At 59.0% G+C, this 13,998-nt stretch carries 15 protein-coding genes; 3 read left to right on the forward strand and 12 right to left on the reverse strand.

All coding sequences use genetic code 11. The features are described 5' to 3' along the window. Positions 1 to 32: 32 nt before the first annotated feature. Positions 33 to 701: an LON peptidase substrate-binding domain-containing protein gene (locus VGL70_20675; protein ID HEY3305946.1), complete on the reverse strand. Its 669-nt coding sequence runs from the start codon at positions 699 to 701 to the stop codon at positions 33 to 35. A gap of 161 nt (positions 702 to 862) precedes the next feature. Here VGL70_20675 and VGL70_20680 point away from each other — a divergent pair, with 161 nt between their 5' ends. From VGL70_20680 to VGL70_20690, 3 genes are read left to right on the forward strand one after another with little or no spacing between them, the layout of a single operon-like run. Further along, positions 863 to 1,900, forward strand: coding sequence for a polyprenyl synthetase family protein (locus VGL70_20680; protein HEY3305947.1), 1,038 nt, complete (start codon positions 863 to 865; stop codon positions 1,898 to 1,900). A gap of 44 nt (positions 1,901 to 1,944) precedes the next feature. After that, positions 1,945 to 2,670, forward strand: a complete 726-nt coding sequence (locus tag VGL70_20685; GenBank protein ID HEY3305948.1) for a ubiquinone/menaquinone biosynthesis methyltransferase — start codon at positions 1,945 to 1,947, stop codon at positions 2,668 to 2,670. A gap of 7 nt (positions 2,671 to 2,677) precedes the next feature. Beyond that, on the forward strand, positions 2,678 to 3,508 hold the full coding sequence (locus VGL70_20690) for a hypothetical protein (protein ID HEY3305949.1): 831 nt from the start codon (positions 2,678 to 2,680) through the stop codon (positions 3,506 to 3,508). Here the strand turns inward: VGL70_20690 and VGL70_20695 are convergent. The 11 genes from VGL70_20695 to VGL70_20745 form a co-directional block, all read right to left on the reverse strand. After that, entirely contained in the window at positions 3,440 to 3,793 is a 354-nt protein-coding gene (locus VGL70_20695; GenBank protein ID HEY3305950.1) for a hypothetical protein, read from the reverse strand. The genes VGL70_20690 and VGL70_20695 overlap by 69 nt on opposite strands. A 13-nt stretch (positions 3,794 to 3,806) precedes the next feature. After that, the gene (locus VGL70_20700) at positions 3,807 to 4,670 is read right to left on the reverse strand and encodes a uroporphyrinogen-III synthase (protein ID HEY3305951.1); all 864 of its coding nucleotides are present in this window, start codon (positions 4,668 to 4,670) and stop codon (positions 3,807 to 3,809) included. Continuing rightward, positions 4,642 to 5,457, reverse strand: coding sequence for a uroporphyrinogen-III C-methyltransferase (gene cobA / locus VGL70_20705; GenBank protein HEY3305952.1), 816 nt, complete (start codon positions 5,455 to 5,457; stop codon positions 4,642 to 4,644). Before cobA ends, VGL70_20700 begins: the two co-directional genes overlap by 29 nt. Positions 5,458 to 5,459: 2 nt before the next feature. Continuing rightward, positions 5,460 to 6,083, reverse strand: coding sequence for a bifunctional precorrin-2 dehydrogenase/sirohydrochlorin ferrochelatase (locus VGL70_20710; protein ID HEY3305953.1), 624 nt, complete (start codon positions 6,081 to 6,083; stop codon positions 5,460 to 5,462). A gap of 71 nt (positions 6,084 to 6,154) precedes the next feature. After that, positions 6,155 to 7,216, reverse strand: coding sequence for a sulfate ABC transporter ATP-binding protein (locus tag VGL70_20715; protein HEY3305954.1), 1,062 nt, complete (start codon positions 7,214 to 7,216; stop codon positions 6,155 to 6,157). Positions 7,217 to 7,224: 8 nt separating this feature from the next. Then, complete coding sequence (gene cysW / locus VGL70_20720; GenBank protein HEY3305955.1) at positions 7,225 to 8,118, reverse strand: sulfate ABC transporter permease subunit CysW; 894 nt, start codon at positions 8,116 to 8,118, stop codon at positions 7,225 to 7,227. Positions 8,119 to 8,134: 16 nt separating this feature from the next. Beyond that, positions 8,135 to 8,971 (reverse strand): sulfate ABC transporter permease subunit CysT, encoded by an 837-nt coding sequence (gene cysT, locus VGL70_20725; protein ID HEY3305956.1) that lies wholly within the window; start codon positions 8,969 to 8,971, stop codon positions 8,135 to 8,137. Between the two features lie 15 nt (positions 8,972 to 8,986). After that, a complete protein-coding gene (locus VGL70_20730; protein HEY3305957.1) occupies positions 8,987 to 10,009 on the reverse strand; it encodes a sulfate ABC transporter substrate-binding protein in 1,023 nt (340 codons plus the stop codon). Between the two features lie 296 nt (positions 10,010 to 10,305). Continuing rightward, positions 10,306 to 11,052 carry a phosphoadenylyl-sulfate reductase gene (locus tag VGL70_20735; protein ID HEY3305958.1) on the reverse strand — a complete coding sequence of 249 codons (747 nt, stop codon included), beginning with the start codon at positions 11,050 to 11,052 and terminating at the stop codon, positions 10,306 to 10,308. 16 nt (positions 11,053 to 11,068) lie between these two features. After that, positions 11,069 to 11,647 carry a hypothetical protein gene (locus VGL70_20740; protein ID HEY3305959.1) on the reverse strand — a complete coding sequence of 193 codons (579 nt, stop codon included), beginning with the start codon at positions 11,645 to 11,647 and terminating at the stop codon, positions 11,069 to 11,071. 10 nt (positions 11,648 to 11,657) lie between these two features. Next, positions 11,658 to 13,961 carry a nitrite/sulfite reductase gene (locus VGL70_20745; GenBank protein HEY3305960.1) on the reverse strand — a complete coding sequence of 768 codons (2,304 nt, stop codon included), beginning with the start codon at positions 13,959 to 13,961 and terminating at the stop codon, positions 11,658 to 11,660. Positions 13,962 to 13,998: the final 37 nt, after the last annotated feature.

The following is a 13,998-nucleotide window of genomic DNA, read 5'->3' on the forward strand; positions in this document are numbered from 1 at the left end:
GGTTTATTTTGTCAAGGCTAAACTGCCCGCCGCTAATGAGGAAGCTTGCCTTCTTTCGAGCCTGGAAAAGCATCGAAGGCGCTCAGCTTCTCCGCCGCCCTGAAGCGGAGCACGTCGATGAGACGCGCGGCGCGTTCCTGCAGAGATTTTGCCTCCAGGAGACTCTGCTTTTCCACCGGCGCAATGTCGAAAGAGAAGCAGCACAGATTCAACCAAGTCGCCGCGTCGATCGTAGAGTCGGAGAGAATTTTCAACAGAGGCGAATCCTCTTCTTGAATCGTTCCGCGCGCCAGCTCGAGGATCTCCCCTTGGAGTGAAGCGATAGCGGTCGTCTCGACCGCGGCAAGGTCGTCTCGAAGCGCGACTTTTGCCTGGCGATAGGGGGTCTCGCCCAAAACCTCTTCCTCGATTTCGTACTCGGTCAAGCCGTGTAAAAGAATATTGTACCGCCCGTCGGGCAAGGGCGTAACGCCGACGATTTTTCCCAGGCATCCGACGCCGTAGATCTCGGGATGGGCGTAATAATCTTTTTCCCAATCGCCTCTGAGCAGCGCCATTCCGATCAGCCCGCCGTGGGTTATCGCGTCGCGCACCATCTGCCGGTAGCGCGGCTCGAAGATGTGCAAGGGGAGCCGGAGCTTGGGAAAAAGAACCACGTTGGGAAGGGGAAAAACGGGGATTACGGACGCCGGCTCCGACATATCTCCTCGACTGCTCGCCCCGGAATCAGACCACCGACTCGCTTGAGCCTCTGCCATTCTACTAGCACAGGCGCTATACTGGGTTCAATGTAAATTCGGCTTGACCTGCTGTCGGTTCTATGCCATTTTGCCCCGGTACAACGCAGGTCCCGGAGTCCCTGGTGCTGCAACAACGAAAAAGAAAATCCCCTCATTCAGCTTACGTCGCCGATTTGTTAAAGAAGTCCCAGTCGCTCGCCGAAGCCGTCGATCCTTTCAGTTGCGTCGCCGACGAGCTCGAGCTGGTCGAGGAAAATCTCGCGCGATCCATTCGCTCCGCCGAGCAAACTCTCACGGATATCGCCGCGCACCTGATCTGCGGCGGCGGAAAACGGATCCGGCCCATGATAACGCTGCTGGCCTTCCGCGCCTTTGGCGGCAAAAAGGTCGAGGACATCGTCGATATCGCCACCGCCATCGAGCTGATCCACACCGCCACGTTGCTCCACGACGATATTATCGACGGCGCCGAGACCAGGCGCGGCAAGGAATCGGCCTACAAAAAGTTCGGCCTCAAATCGACCCTGGTCGCGGGCGACTTCTTGTTCATCAAGGCCTTTGAGTTTGCCGGCAAGTTCGACGAGACCGTGGTCCAGTGGACCGCCGACGCATGCACGCGCCTCACCGAAGGCGAGATTCTCCAGGGCTTCTTCAACCGCAACACCGACGTGACGGTCGACGATTACCTTGAGATCGTCACGCGGAAAACCGCCTCTCTGTTTCAGACCGGCGCTAAGATCGGGATCTATCAGGCGGGAGCGAATTCTTCCCTGGTGGAAGAAATGGACCGGTACGGCCTCAACCTCGGGATCGCATTCCAAATCATCGACGACGTGCTGGACGTGATCGGCCACAAAGAGCTGCTGGGGAAACCGACCGGCATCGATCTGCGCGACGGCAATCCTTCGCTCCCGATCATCCTGGCGAAGAACGCCAAAGAGCGGGCCGTGATGGAAGCCTTTGAGTGTATGCACCCAACGGACGAAAAAATCCGCCAAGCCATCGACGCCATCGGCCAGGGAAACATCATCGAGGAAGCCCGGGCGCTTTCGCGGCGCTACGCGGAAAAGGCGCTGGGCCCGGTCAAGAAGCTTCCCCCCTCTCTTTACCGCAACGCGTTGAAAAGCTTGATTCAACTGATCACCGAGAGAAATTTTTGATATCCGGCTCGGCCGGTGTCAGTCTTCGTCCTCCCCAGATAACGATGTCTTCATCCGAGCGCCCGCGCGCAGAGCACGTCCGAGGAATATTCGACCGCATCGCGGGCCGATACGATCTCCTCAACCGGGTCATCAGCTTTCATCTCGATACCTATTGGAGAAAGAAAGGCGCGGCCGCGGCGCTCAGCGGCGGCGCGCGGCGGGTTCTCGACCTAGGGACGGGCACCGGCGATCTCGCATTCGCCGCAGCCGAAGCAATCGGCCATGGCGGCAAGGTCATCGGTCTCGATTTTTCCGGCGAGATGCTCCGTCTGGCGATGCAGAAAAAGCGCAAGCACTCGAGCGGGGGAAAAACTTTCTACATCCAGGGAACGGCGTTGGCCCCTCCCTTCGCGGACAGCACGTTCGATGCGGTCATGACCGCGTTCGTCCTGCGCAACGTCGCCGATCTCCGGCTCTTCTTCCGCCAAGCCTATCGCCTTCTGAAGCCGGGCGGGCGGCTCGTGACGATGGACATGTTTCCGCCGTCTTGCGTCCCGTTTGCTTTTTTCTACGATCTATATTTTCACCGTTTGATGCCGTGGATCGGCGCGCGCCTGGCTCACGATCGCGAGGCCTACCGCTATCTTTCCGCTTCGGTGAAAGGATTCGATTCCCCGGAAACCATCGCCGCGATGATCGGGCAGGCCGGATTCGAGAACGTTGCGACGCGGAAGTTTTTAAACGGCGCGGTCTGCCTGCACGTCGGCGACAGGCCGGCAAAAGGTTGAGAGCGGCATGCAGGCCTTTCCGGCGAGTTTCTTGCTGCTCTTTCATCAGGTCGCCTTGGGCGGGCTCTTCGCCGTCGCCGCCACTCCATTCCACGAGCTGTCGCGCGGTTTCTATAAATCCACGGGAGGAGTCCTGTTCGTCGTTGGAGTTCTCGGCCTGGCGGGAAAAGCGGATCTCCACCGCAGGTCTCTCTCCGCCGATCCGAGCCTCGGAAGCGCCGTCGAGCTATCGCTCCATTTGCTGTTCATCTTGTCGTTCGCTCTTTATCTCTATTCGCTCTGGGGGGAGCGCGTCGTTTTCAGGGCGCGGACTTTTACCGCCTCTCTTTTCATCGGCTCGGCCGCGCTGGCGATAAGCGCGCGCAACTTTTACGACGCGCCTCTCGGGTCGCTGGAGACCTTGCTTTACCCCGCGAGCTTTTTTCTCTCGGCGCTGCTTTTGGGAGGCGTTACCGTGGGGATGTTGATCGGCCATTGGTACTTGATCGACACCGGCCAGACGATCGAGCCCTTCGTCCGGATATTCAAATTTTTCTTCGTCGCGCTGCTGCTGCAAACATTTTTCTTCCTGCTGCTTTTGCCGCTGCTTTATTTCTTCGGCAGCGCGAACACCGTCGGCAAGCTTCACGCCCTCTGGGAGAACCACCACCTGCTGTTGATCAGCCGGCTGCTGACCACGCAGGCGGGATCGTTGATTCTGTCCTTCATGATATGGCGGACCTTGAAAATACCGCACACGATGGCGGCGACGGGGCTTTTCTATATCGCCCTACTGGGGGTTTTTGTCGGCGAGATCCTCGGGCGGCAGATCCTGGCTTTGACTTTCCTGCCTTTCTAAATCGCCGCCGGGCGGTGGCGGCTGAGGTCGTGCGTATGCCTTGATTTTCGTTATCCGAAGGCCCTTCGACGTCCAGCCGAGATCGTAACCGACCTCCATGCCTTCTCTGAGATCGGCGGTCTTCTGGACCTCGCCCACGAGGATGACCAGGTCGTAGGCAAACTGGACCTCGCGCCCGCTCTCGGTTCGAACCACGCCCATGTTGTTGCTGGGAAAGAGCTTGCTGATGGTCCCATGGTGAAAGAGGTCCTTCGGGCGACCGGTCTCCTGGTTTTCTTCCGACAAGCTCAGGCCTCCCTTAAGAACTTTTCCGCGCCGCTCGCTTCGCCGCCAATAGGCTCCGCGCGCGGTTCGCGACCGCGGCGATGAGATGCCCCATCTTTGGATGCTCGGGCTCGATGTCGGCCGTGAGCCCGAAGTGTCGCAGCGCTTCGCTGCACACCGGCCCGATCGAAGCGATCACGACCTGCGGTAGAGCGCTGCGGAGTCCGCGATCCAGCCCGTCATCGGCGGCGATCTTGAAGAGATGATCGACTTGGGTCGCGTTGGTGAAGAGCGCGACATCCGCGCGGCCCGCGGTGATCTCGCGCGCGGCCGATCGCAAGGGGCCCGTGTCTTCGGGCAGCGCCCAGCGATAGACCGGGACGGAAAAGACTTCGGCGCCGAGCGCTTTGATCCCACCCAGCAACTCAGGCCGGGTGATGCCGTACTCCTGCACGGCGACTCGCTTGCCTTTCAAGTCTCCTATTTTAGCCAGCGCCGTTAAAATCTCTCTCCAGGTGTTGGGCTCGGGCACCGCGATTTGAGGATTGAGACCGATCTCCTTCAACGCCGCAACCGGCTTTGGGCCGCGGGCGACAAGCACTGCGCCGCCGAGAGACTTTGCCAGCTCGTCGCGGGAATAAACGGAAGAAACGGCTTCGATCAAGGTGCGCGCGCCGACGCCGGTGAGAAAGATCACGAGATCGACCTTTCCGGCCTGAAGGTCGCGCATGAACTCCAGCGCGGCCGTATTCTGTTCCAAGGGAAGCTCGCGCATCGAAGGCGCCACGATCGGCTCGCCGCCGTAGTTGCGGATCAGCGCCGCCATCTCGCGGCATCTGCGGCTCTCGAAAGAAACGACCTTCAGCCCTTCAAGGCCGGCTTGTGAGTTGGTCTGCATCTTGGAGGGATTTTGCGGCCCGCGCGGCGCCCGTGTGCGGGAAAAACCATTGGAGCCGGTTCCTCAGCTCCACGACGTTTCCCACGACGATCACCACCGGAGGACCGAGGCGCCCGGCTTTCTCGACGATATCGGAAAGCGCGCCCTCGACGACCTGCTGCTTCCCGGTCGTGCCCCAGCGAATCGCCGCCGCGGGCGTATCGGCCGAGCGGCCGTGGGCGACAAGCTCGGAAACTATATGCGGCAGGTTTTTGAGACCCATCAATATCACCAGCGTATCGACCACGGTCGCCAATCCCGCCCAGTCTATTTTCGCGCCGTCCTTGCAGGCGCCCTTAGACGCTTCGTGGCCGGTGATGACCGCGAACGAAGACGAAAGCTCGCGATGCGTCAACGGTATGCCCGCGTAGGCCGGAACCGCTATCGCCGAGCTCACGCCGGGCACGACCTCGAAGGGAATGCCCGCGGCCGCGAGCGCCTCGGCCTCTTCTCCGCCGCGGCCGAATACGAACGGGTCGCCGCCCTTGAGCCGAACCACCCGGAGCCCGCGGCGCGCGTGCGCGATCATGAGATCGTTGATCTCCGCTTGCGGCAGGCTGTGAAATCCCGTTTCCTTGCCGGCGAAAATTCTCAGCGTAGCGGCGCGCGCCTCTTCCAGCAGCGCCGGATTTACCAGGCGATCGTAAATGATCACATCGGCGCCGCGCAGCAGGTCGAGGCCGCGCACCGTGAGCAGCCCCGGATCTCCCGGACCGGCGCCGACGAGATATACTTTTTCAAGCTCCATGACTAAGCGCTCACCTGTTCGCGGAGATAACGTTTCGCGCCTTCGATGTCTCTTGCCTGAACCAGGCTGCGCAAGCTGCCGTTCAACGCCCGGCACCAAATTTCCGGCGGCGCGCTTATTCCCCGCTCGCGGAGCTCGCGCCGCACCTCTGCGACGATCTCGGAAAGGATCGCGTAATCTTCGGTGAAGTACCGCTCCAGCTCTTCCCTGACGGCGCGCGCGAGGGCCGGACTGGAGCCGCCGGTCGCCACCGCCACCACCAGTTCGCCGCGCCTGAGCACCGAGGGAAGAATAAAATCGCACTGCGCCGGATCGTCGACAACGTTTACCCAGACCCCGCGCTCCTCTCCTTCCCGCTTGACCGCGGCGTTCACGGCGGCATCGTCCGCGGCGGCGAACGCCAGTTGAAACGGCGCCAGGTCGCCGTGGTGGTAGACTCTTGCTTTGTGACAAATTTTTTGGACCCCGGACCAGGCGTGAAGCCGGTCGGTTACGGTAGGACTGACGAGCGTCACCTCGGCGCCGGACTCGAGCAGTTTTTCTACCTTGCGCTCGGCCACGGGCCCGCCGCCGACCACGATACAAGGCCGCCCTTGGAGATCCAGGAAGATCGGATAATATCCCATCGCCAATCCTCAGATTAAGTCAATCGCGGGGCCAAGTCCAGAGACCAGCCAGGCAGGGCGCTTTGCCGGGCTCAACCGTGCTTTAAAAAGACGCGCAGGTTTCGCGGCCGTACGAATACGCGCTCGCCCTCGCGCAATTCCAATTCCTCGTAGCGCTCCCGCGTCAGCTCGGCCTCGATCACCTCGTCGCTGTCCACGCGGTCCAGCTCCAGGCGCACCAGCGATCCCACGCCGCGCACGTCGCGGACGATCGCCTCGATCACCGCGCCTTCGCGCACCCGGTCGAGCTCGATGTCGTGCGGCCGGACGTACGCGACCGCGGGCGCGTCATGCGCGCCGTCGTGCTCCGGAACTTCGATCTCGATGTCGCCGATCTGAACGCGGCCGGCGTGCACGCGGCTATGGAAGAGATTCACGTTGCCGAGAAAGTGATAGACGAAGGGAGTCGCCGGATGGTTATACACCTCTTCCGGCGTGCCGATCTGTTCGAGCTGGCCCGCGTTCATGACCACGACGCGGTCGGCCACTTCGAGCGCTTCTTCCTGGTCGTGCGTGACAAAGACGCTGGTGATGTGTATCTCGTCGTGCAGCCGCCTGAGCCAACGCCTGAGCTCCTGCCGGACCCGCGCATCGAGAGAGCCGAACGGCTCGTCGAGAAGGAGAATCTGCGGCTCGACCGCCAGTGCGCGCGCCAGGGCGACGCGCTGGCGCTGGCCGCCGGAAAGCTGCGAGGGAAGGTGGTCCGCGAGCCAATCGAGCTGCACCAGCTTGAGAAGCTCATGGACCTTCTTGCCGATCGTGCTCCCGTCGGGGCGGCGGTCGCGCGGCCTCACGCGCAATCCGAAAGCGATATTCTCGAAGACCGTCATGTGACGGAAGAGCGCGTAGTGCTGGAAGACAAAGCCCACATGGCGGTCGCGCGCGCTCCTCGTCGTTGCGTCCTCGCCGTGAAACAGGATCGTGCCGCTGTCCGGGAATTCCAGACCGGCGATGATCCGGAGCAGCGTCGTTTTGCCGGAGCCGGACGGCCCGAGCAGCGCGACCAGCTCGCCCGACGGCACGTCCAGAGTGATATTTTTGAGGGCGGCGAAGGCGCCGAAGGCCTTGGTGACGTTCCGTACTTCGATACCCATGTCGTCTCCTATTTTACCGGCGTTCTGCCGCCGCTGGCAAACTGGCGTCCCGCCTTCCATTCGACAAAGCTCTTGGCAGCGAGCGTGATGAGGGCCAGCAGCGCCAGCAGCGACGCCACCGCGAAAGCCGCGACATATTGGTACTCGTTATAGAGGATCTCTACGTGGAGCGGCATAGTGTTGGTGAATCCACGGATGTGGCCAGAGACGACCGATACCGCGCCGAACTCGCCCATCGCGCGCGCATTGCAGAGAATCACGCCGTACAACAGGCCCCACTTGACGTTGGGTAGCGTGACCCGAAAGAACGTCTGCCAACCGCCGGCGCCGAGCGTCACCGCGGCCTCCTCTTCTTCGCTGCCCTGCGCCTGCATGAGAGGAATCAGCTCTCTCGCGACGAATGGAAAAGTCACGAAGATCGTTGTAAGCGCAATGCCCGGCACAGCGAAGATGATCTTAATCCCGTGCTCGGCGAGCCACGGCCCGAGCAACCCCTGCATGCCGAACAGCAGCACGTAAATTAGTCCTGAGACCACCGCTGAAACCGAGAACGGCAAGTCGATCAGAGTCAGCAAAACATTCTTGCCGACAAAATCGAACTTGGCAATGAGCCACGACGCGGCGAGCCCGAACATCAGATTCATCGGCACGGCGATCGCCGCGATCAACAGAGTCAGGCGAATGGCGGCGAGCGCATCGGGTTCGCCGAACGACGCGAAGTATGCTGCGATACCCTTGCTCAATGCTTGAGCGAACACCACCACCAGCGGCACGAACAGAAAAAGAGCTAGGAAAATCAGCGCGGCGCTGATCAGTACCCAGCGCACCACGGCCGGCTCGGTGGTCGCGCGGGTCGAAGCGAGCCGTTCACTCGGAGCTTGCCAGGTCATTTCCGTCAGCATGAGAATGCTTTCTCCATCATTGCAACGCGCTGCGACGGCCGCTCCACCACTGGAGCAGATTGATGATCAGCAACAGCGCAAATGACACCACCAGCATGACGACGGCGATCGCCGTGGCGCCGGCATAGTCGTATTGTTCCAGCTTGGTGACGATGAGCAGCGGGGTGATTTCCGTACGCATCGGCATGTTGCCCGAGATAAAAATCACCGAGCCATACTCGCCCACCGCACGGGCGAACGCCAGGGCGAAGCCGGTCAGCAGCGCGGGCAGCACCACGGGAAGAATAACGCGCGCAAAAGTTTGCCAGCGATTGGCGCCCAGACTGGCTGCCGCTTCTTCGACTTCCTTGTCCAGGTCTTCCAGCACCGGCTGCACCGTGCGTACAACGAATGGCAGGCCGATAAAGCTAAGCGCGATCACGACTCCCATCGGTGAATAAGCCGCCTTGACACCGATAGACTCCAGCGGCGCCCCCAGCCATCCGCGGCTGGAATAGACGGTTGTCAAAGCTATCCCGGCCACGGCGGTCGGAAGCGCGAAGGGAAGGTCCACCAATGCGTCGATGATTCGTTTGCCCGGAAAGCGGTATCGCACGAGCACCCACGCCACCAACAACCCGAAAAATGCATTGATGGTCGCGCCGATCAGCGACGCGCCAAAGGTCAGCCGGTAAGAGGCCATCACGCGCGGGTCCGTAACTATGCTCCAGAACCGCTCCCAGCCCAGTGGGATCGTCTTGAAAAAAGCTGCCGACAATGGAATTAACACGATCAAGCTCAGGTAAAGCAGCGTGAAGCCCATCGCCAGACCGAATCCCGGCAAGATGCTGCGCCGCTTCAAAACTATAGCCATCGAGAGTTCCGTTTGTTACTTCCGGCCCGGTTGATAGATCTGATCGAAGATGCCGCCGTCGGCGAAATGAATTTTCTGCGCCTTTTGCCAGCCGCCAAAAAGTTGGTCGATGGTAAAGAGCTTCACATTGGGAAACGTGGAGGCATGTTTCTTCGCTGCCTCCTCGAGCCTGGGCCGATAGTAATGCTTGGCCGCTATTTCCTGACCTTCGGGTGTATAGAGATATTCCAGATATGCCTGGGCTACGGCGCGGGTTTTCTTCTTGTCCACGACCTTATCCACAATCGAGACCGGCGGCTCGGCCAGTATGCTAACGGACGGCACTACGATCTCGACTTTGTCCGGCCCTAACTCCTTCACCGCCAAGAAGGCCTCGTTCTCCCATGCGAGCAATACGTCGCCGACGCCGCGCTCTACGAATGTTGTCGTGGAACCACGAGCGCCGGAATCGAGGACGGGAACTCTTTGAAAAAGCCCGGTGATGAACTGTCGCCCTTTTTGATCGTTTCCACCGGCCTTGTTCTGTTCGTAGCCCCAGGCGGCCAAATAGTTCCAACGTGCGCCGCCGGAAGTCTTTGGATTCGGCGTGATCACCGATACTCCCGGCTTGAGAAGATCCTCCCAGTTCTTGATGCTCTTGGGGTTGCCTTTGCGCACCAGAAACACGATCGTTGAAGTATATGGCGCGCTGTTGTGCGGCAGGCGCTTTTGCCAGTCTTGAGGGATCAGCTTTGCCTTTTCGTGCAGCACGTCGATATCGTAAGCCAGCGCAAGAGTCACGACGTCGGCTTCCAAGCCGTCGATGACGGCGCGGGCCTGGCTGCCGGACCCGCCGTGCGATTGCCTGACCTTGACGACTTCCCCGGCCTTTGCCTTCCAGTGTTTCGCAAATGACGCGTTGAGCTCTTGATAGAGCTCGCGCGTCGGATCGTAGGAAACGTTCAAAAGGGTTACATCGGGCCGGGCAACGCCGGGCAGCGCGCCCCCGAGAGCCAAAACCAGAGATGCTAATACAGTGGTAACTTTGGTTCGAAGCATTTTATTCTCCCCTTAAATGACGAAACAGATCGAAATTAATCCCGGCGTTTGCCGGACGCAATCCTCCCTCTTTCTGCTGTGTCGAGAGGCGGGAGGCTCAACGGCGCTACCAGGAGAGACAACAGCGCGGCGCGTAGTATCGCTTCGCAAAAGAGGAAAGTCGCGGGTGATCGACAGGCGAGAATCGGCTCATTGGAATGACCGCCGGACCGGCCGCCCAAATTGGGGTTCGAACTCCGCTGAACCGGCGTGTATCTGTAGCAAAACCGTTGATAATTTGTCTTCCTTCGAAAATGCTATTTTCCAGACGCGGCCTCTTCAGTATGGACGTGGAGACCGCATTCTTTCGTCTCGGGATTCTCCCACCACCATCTACCGGCGCGGATGTCCTCCCCCGGCTTGACGGCTCGAGTGCAAGGCGCGCAGCCGATGCTCGGATAGCCCTGATCGTGCAGCTTGTTGTAGGGAACATTATTCTCCCGGATATAATCCCAAACCTGCTTGCGGGTCCACTCGACCAACGGATTTATCTTGGCCATACCGCCGTGGCTCCGGTCTGTCTCTACCTTTAGGATATCGGTCCGAGTGGGCGCTTGTTCCCGACGCAAACCGGTCATCCAAGCGTGGAGATTTTTAAGCGCGCGATTAAGCGGCTCGACCTTGCGAATGTCGCAGCACAGCTTGCGGGACTCCACCGATCGATAAAAAAGATTGAGCCCCTGCTCGCGCACCATTTTCTCGACTCGACTCGCATCGGGGAAAAACACTTCCACTTTTATGCCATACCGATCGCGCATCGCGTCCATGCAATCATAGGTCTCCTGGTTCAACCGCCCGGTGTCCAGGCTAAAAATCCGGAAGTCCGCGCCGCGCAGACGATGCATCATATCGATCAGCACCGATTCCTCCGCCTGAAATGAACAGGCGAGCGCGATGCGAGGATGGTATGTATCCAGGGCCCACTTGAGAAGCCCTTGAGCGTCGAGCGCTTCCAGATTGTGATTCCCGTTGCCGTTGCGACTCGTTTTGTCTGCTAGCGACATCTTCCCCTCCCGGATGTTAATTGACGATCCCCATATTTTTAATCAACGTTCCGACATCAAACGGATCGGCAGCCTTCATATGTAAACCAAACCTCCGCCGAGAATCCGGCTCTCTTTCGAGAGAGAAATCAGATCCCGCGTACAAAACCCGCGCCAAAGCCTCGACGTCGGGACGAATTGCAGCGAAAGTATCCTCGGTATTCGGCGCCAGCAGGCGATCATTGACTAGGACATTCGCCTCATCACCACGAAACCGCACCCGACCTTGCAGTAACGGCTCCAACTCGATTCTGCGGCAATATTCGAGCGCAGTCATGAACGCCGCTTGCAGCTTCTCGCGGTTGGAACCCACTGCGGGTTGCTTCCGGCTGTAAAGTAAACCCCACCGATTGTCGCTGTTATCGATGCCGACATTCGCTTCGTGAGCAACCAGCAAGATTCCGGTGCCGGCGGGAACATGACTATAGTCGGCCAGATCGTAGTATTCCCCATCCGAATCTTGTATCCAGGAATTAAAAATTTCAATGAAAGACTCCGCCTGAATCGGGCTCGGGTCTGCAATGAAGATTTTCACGTTGATTTTCTGAAGATCCATGGACGTTCTCTTAGGCGCGTTTCGCCTCTGAAGTCGCCGTGCCGCCGGCGCCCTCCGAGCTGATCGTGCTGCTGAGCTTGTTGTAGCAGCTATGCGCCGCGTCGATGAAAAGTTGCGCCTCCTGAAGGCGCTGGAGAGCGGTCCCTTTTTCCATACCGTTCAGGTTTTGTAACCCGTCTCTCGCCTTGAACAAATAGTCCGCGAACGTGCTGCCGGCGTACTTGTCATAGAAAAGCTGTGTGTCGCAAAAGCGTTGCCGAAATTCGGCCACGATAATCTCTTGGTCGTCCGACGCGTCGTAATTCTGCGTTTTCACCAACGCCTGCGCCGCGCGCACCATCGCACTATAAGCCGTCGATACGGCTTTTCTTAAATCCCCGGCGTCAAACCAAATCTGCGCTTCGAACAGCTCGCGCTCGCTCGCCGCTAAAGTGAACTGCGCTTGAGAAACAACTTCCCCGGCGCACTCCCCTACGCCCATATCGTTCAAGGTAAACGCCCTCGGGTCGCCCCAATCGCTGTAGAACGACGGCGAGACTTCATGAGCGGGAACCTGCATCAAATCGTCCAGCATAGCCTTGGTCTCTTTTTTTCCGATTCTGCCGATGAAATCTTGAAAGCTCTCGCCTTTTTGGCGCTCCGTAACGTACCTATCGGTTACGCGAGTCACCACTTCGGGAATTCGTTTTGAAGGCACAGCTCCGATGGCGAGACCGTACGCGCCTGCATTGTCCTTCAGCTTTCCGCCCAGCATGACCTGGAAGTGGGGCACGGTGTAGCCGTTGATGTTCCGGCTAATTCCATAAAAGCCGATGTCTGCGATGTGATGCTGTCCGCAGGAATTGAAGCAGCCGCTCACCTTGATCCGAAGATTCTTCACTGCCTGATCGAGCTCGAAGCTCTTCTCGCTCAAACGGCGACGCAACTCCTTGGCCAGCCCCCGGGATGATGCTATTCCCAATTTGCACGTGTCGGTTCCGGGGCATGCGGTGACATCCACGATAGTTCCGGCATTCGGTTCAGCCAATCCGATCTGCTTTAACGCACCGTAGATCTCGGGAAGATCGGTCTCACTCACCCATCGCAGAAGGATATTCTGCTCCACAGTGGTTCGAATCGTGTCTTTGATAAAGCGGCGGGCGATATCCGCAAGCGTGCGCAGTTGATCCGCGGTAATGTCGCCCAATGGAAGAGTGACGGTGGCGGCGGCGTATCCACGCTGTCTCTGCTTGTATACGTTCGTGGCATACCACGCATTGAATCCCTCCGGACGCTCCCCGCCATTTAATGCCGTTCCGCCCTTCAGCGGAGTTTCGACCTGCCCGCGAACGCCGGCAAGATAATCCGTCCACCCGGCATCCGGTGTTAGCTTTTGCCGCTCCTCGAGGACGAGCTGACGAAATTTTTCAATTCCAAGATTGGCGACCAAAAATTTGACGCGCGCGCGCGCCCGATTGCGCTTCTCCCCCAAGCGGGCAAAAACTCGCGAAATAGATTGAGCCATGGGGAGTAGCTCTTCCTCAGGAAGAAAATCGTCGAATAGTTTGGCTTTGTACGGGACCGCCCCGAGGCCCCCGCCGACGTAGAATTCAAAACCTCGCCGCTCTATTCCGTCGTGTACTTCCGTCTTGGCGATTGCACCCAGGTCGTGCATGCTGGTCAAGCCACAGGGGTACTGGGCGCAGCCTGAAAAGGCCACCTTAAATTTCCGCCCGAAATCTTGCGTATCCGGATGACCCAGCAAGAATTTGGAACAGGCTTTCGCATAGGGAGTTACGTCAAAAACTTCGTCGCGGCAAATTCCGGCAAGAGGGCAGGCGGTGACGTTGCGGACGACATTCCCGCATGCTTCTCGAGTCGTGATACCAACGGCAGCCAACCGCCGCATCAAAGAAGGCGTGTCGTCGATGTGAACGAAGTGATACTGGATGTCTTGACGGGTCGTAACATGAGAAATCGCGTCGGCGTATTCTTCCGATAAGTCCGCGAGGACTTCCATCTGTTCGGGATTCAGACCGCCGAAAGGAACCTTGATGCGCATCATTCCGGGCGCGTCCCAAGCGGTTTCCGGCCCCTTCGTTAATCCTCTCGAAGCTAATTTGAGTTTCTGAATCTTTCGCCCGTCGTGTCGTTGCCCATTGTCGTAGCGTTGGCCATAAATCCCGCGTCTCAAACGAGTCTCCGCGAAAACTCTTTCGTCGATTTTGCCCTGCTTTCTTAGCTCGATCTGAGTTTCGAAAATATCGATCTCGCGTCCGATATCGGACGGCACACGGCTGCCCAGATGGACTTTCCAGCGTGGGGATTCGTTCATCGTAATGCTCTAGTTTATTATAATTCCGATTCCACTA

The organism is Candidatus Binatia bacterium, from assembly GCA_036504975.1.
Lineage (GTDB): Bacteria > Desulfobacterota > Binatia > UBA9968 > UBA9968 > JAJPJQ01.

Coding starts and splice junctions, on each gene's coding strand:
- VGL70_20675 (HEY3305946.1), bottom strand. CDS start 701: ATGTCGGAGCCGGCGTCCGTAATCCCCGTTTTTCCCCTTCCCAACGTG.
- VGL70_20685 (HEY3305948.1), top strand. CDS start 1,945: ATGTCTTCATCCGAGCGCCCGCGCGCAGAGCACGTCCGAGGAATATTC.
- VGL70_20690 (HEY3305949.1), top strand. CDS start 2,678: ATGCAGGCCTTTCCGGCGAGTTTCTTGCTGCTCTTTCATCAGGTCGCC.
- VGL70_20700 (HEY3305951.1), bottom strand. CDS start 4,670: ATGCAGACCAACTCACAAGCCGGCCTTGAAGGGCTGAAGGTCGTTTCT.
- cobA (HEY3305952.1), bottom strand. CDS start 5,457: ATGGAGCTTGAAAAAGTATATCTCGTCGGCGCCGGTCCGGGAGATCCG.
- VGL70_20710 (HEY3305953.1), bottom strand. CDS start 6,083: ATGGGATATTATCCGATCTTCCTGGATCTCCAAGGGCGGCCTTGTATC.
- VGL70_20715 (HEY3305954.1), bottom strand. CDS start 7,216: ATGGGTATCGAAGTACGGAACGTCACCAAGGCCTTCGGCGCCTTCGCC.
- cysW (HEY3305955.1), bottom strand. CDS start 8,118: ATGCTGACGGAAATGACCTGGCAAGCTCCGAGTGAACGGCTCGCTTCG.
- cysT (HEY3305956.1), bottom strand. CDS start 8,971: ATGGCTATAGTTTTGAAGCGGCGCAGCATCTTGCCGGGATTCGGTCTG.
- VGL70_20730 (HEY3305957.1), bottom strand. CDS start 10,009: ATGCTTCGAACCAAAGTTACCACTGTATTAGCATCTCTGGTTTTGGCT.
- VGL70_20735 (HEY3305958.1), bottom strand. CDS start 11,052: ATGTCGCTAGCAGACAAAACGAGTCGCAACGGCAACGGGAATCACAAT.
- VGL70_20740 (HEY3305959.1), bottom strand. CDS start 11,647: ATGGATCTTCAGAAAATCAACGTGAAAATCTTCATTGCAGACCCGAGC.
- VGL70_20745 (HEY3305960.1), bottom strand. CDS start 13,961: ATGAACGAATCCCCACGCTGGAAAGTCCATCTGGGCAGCCGTGTGCCG.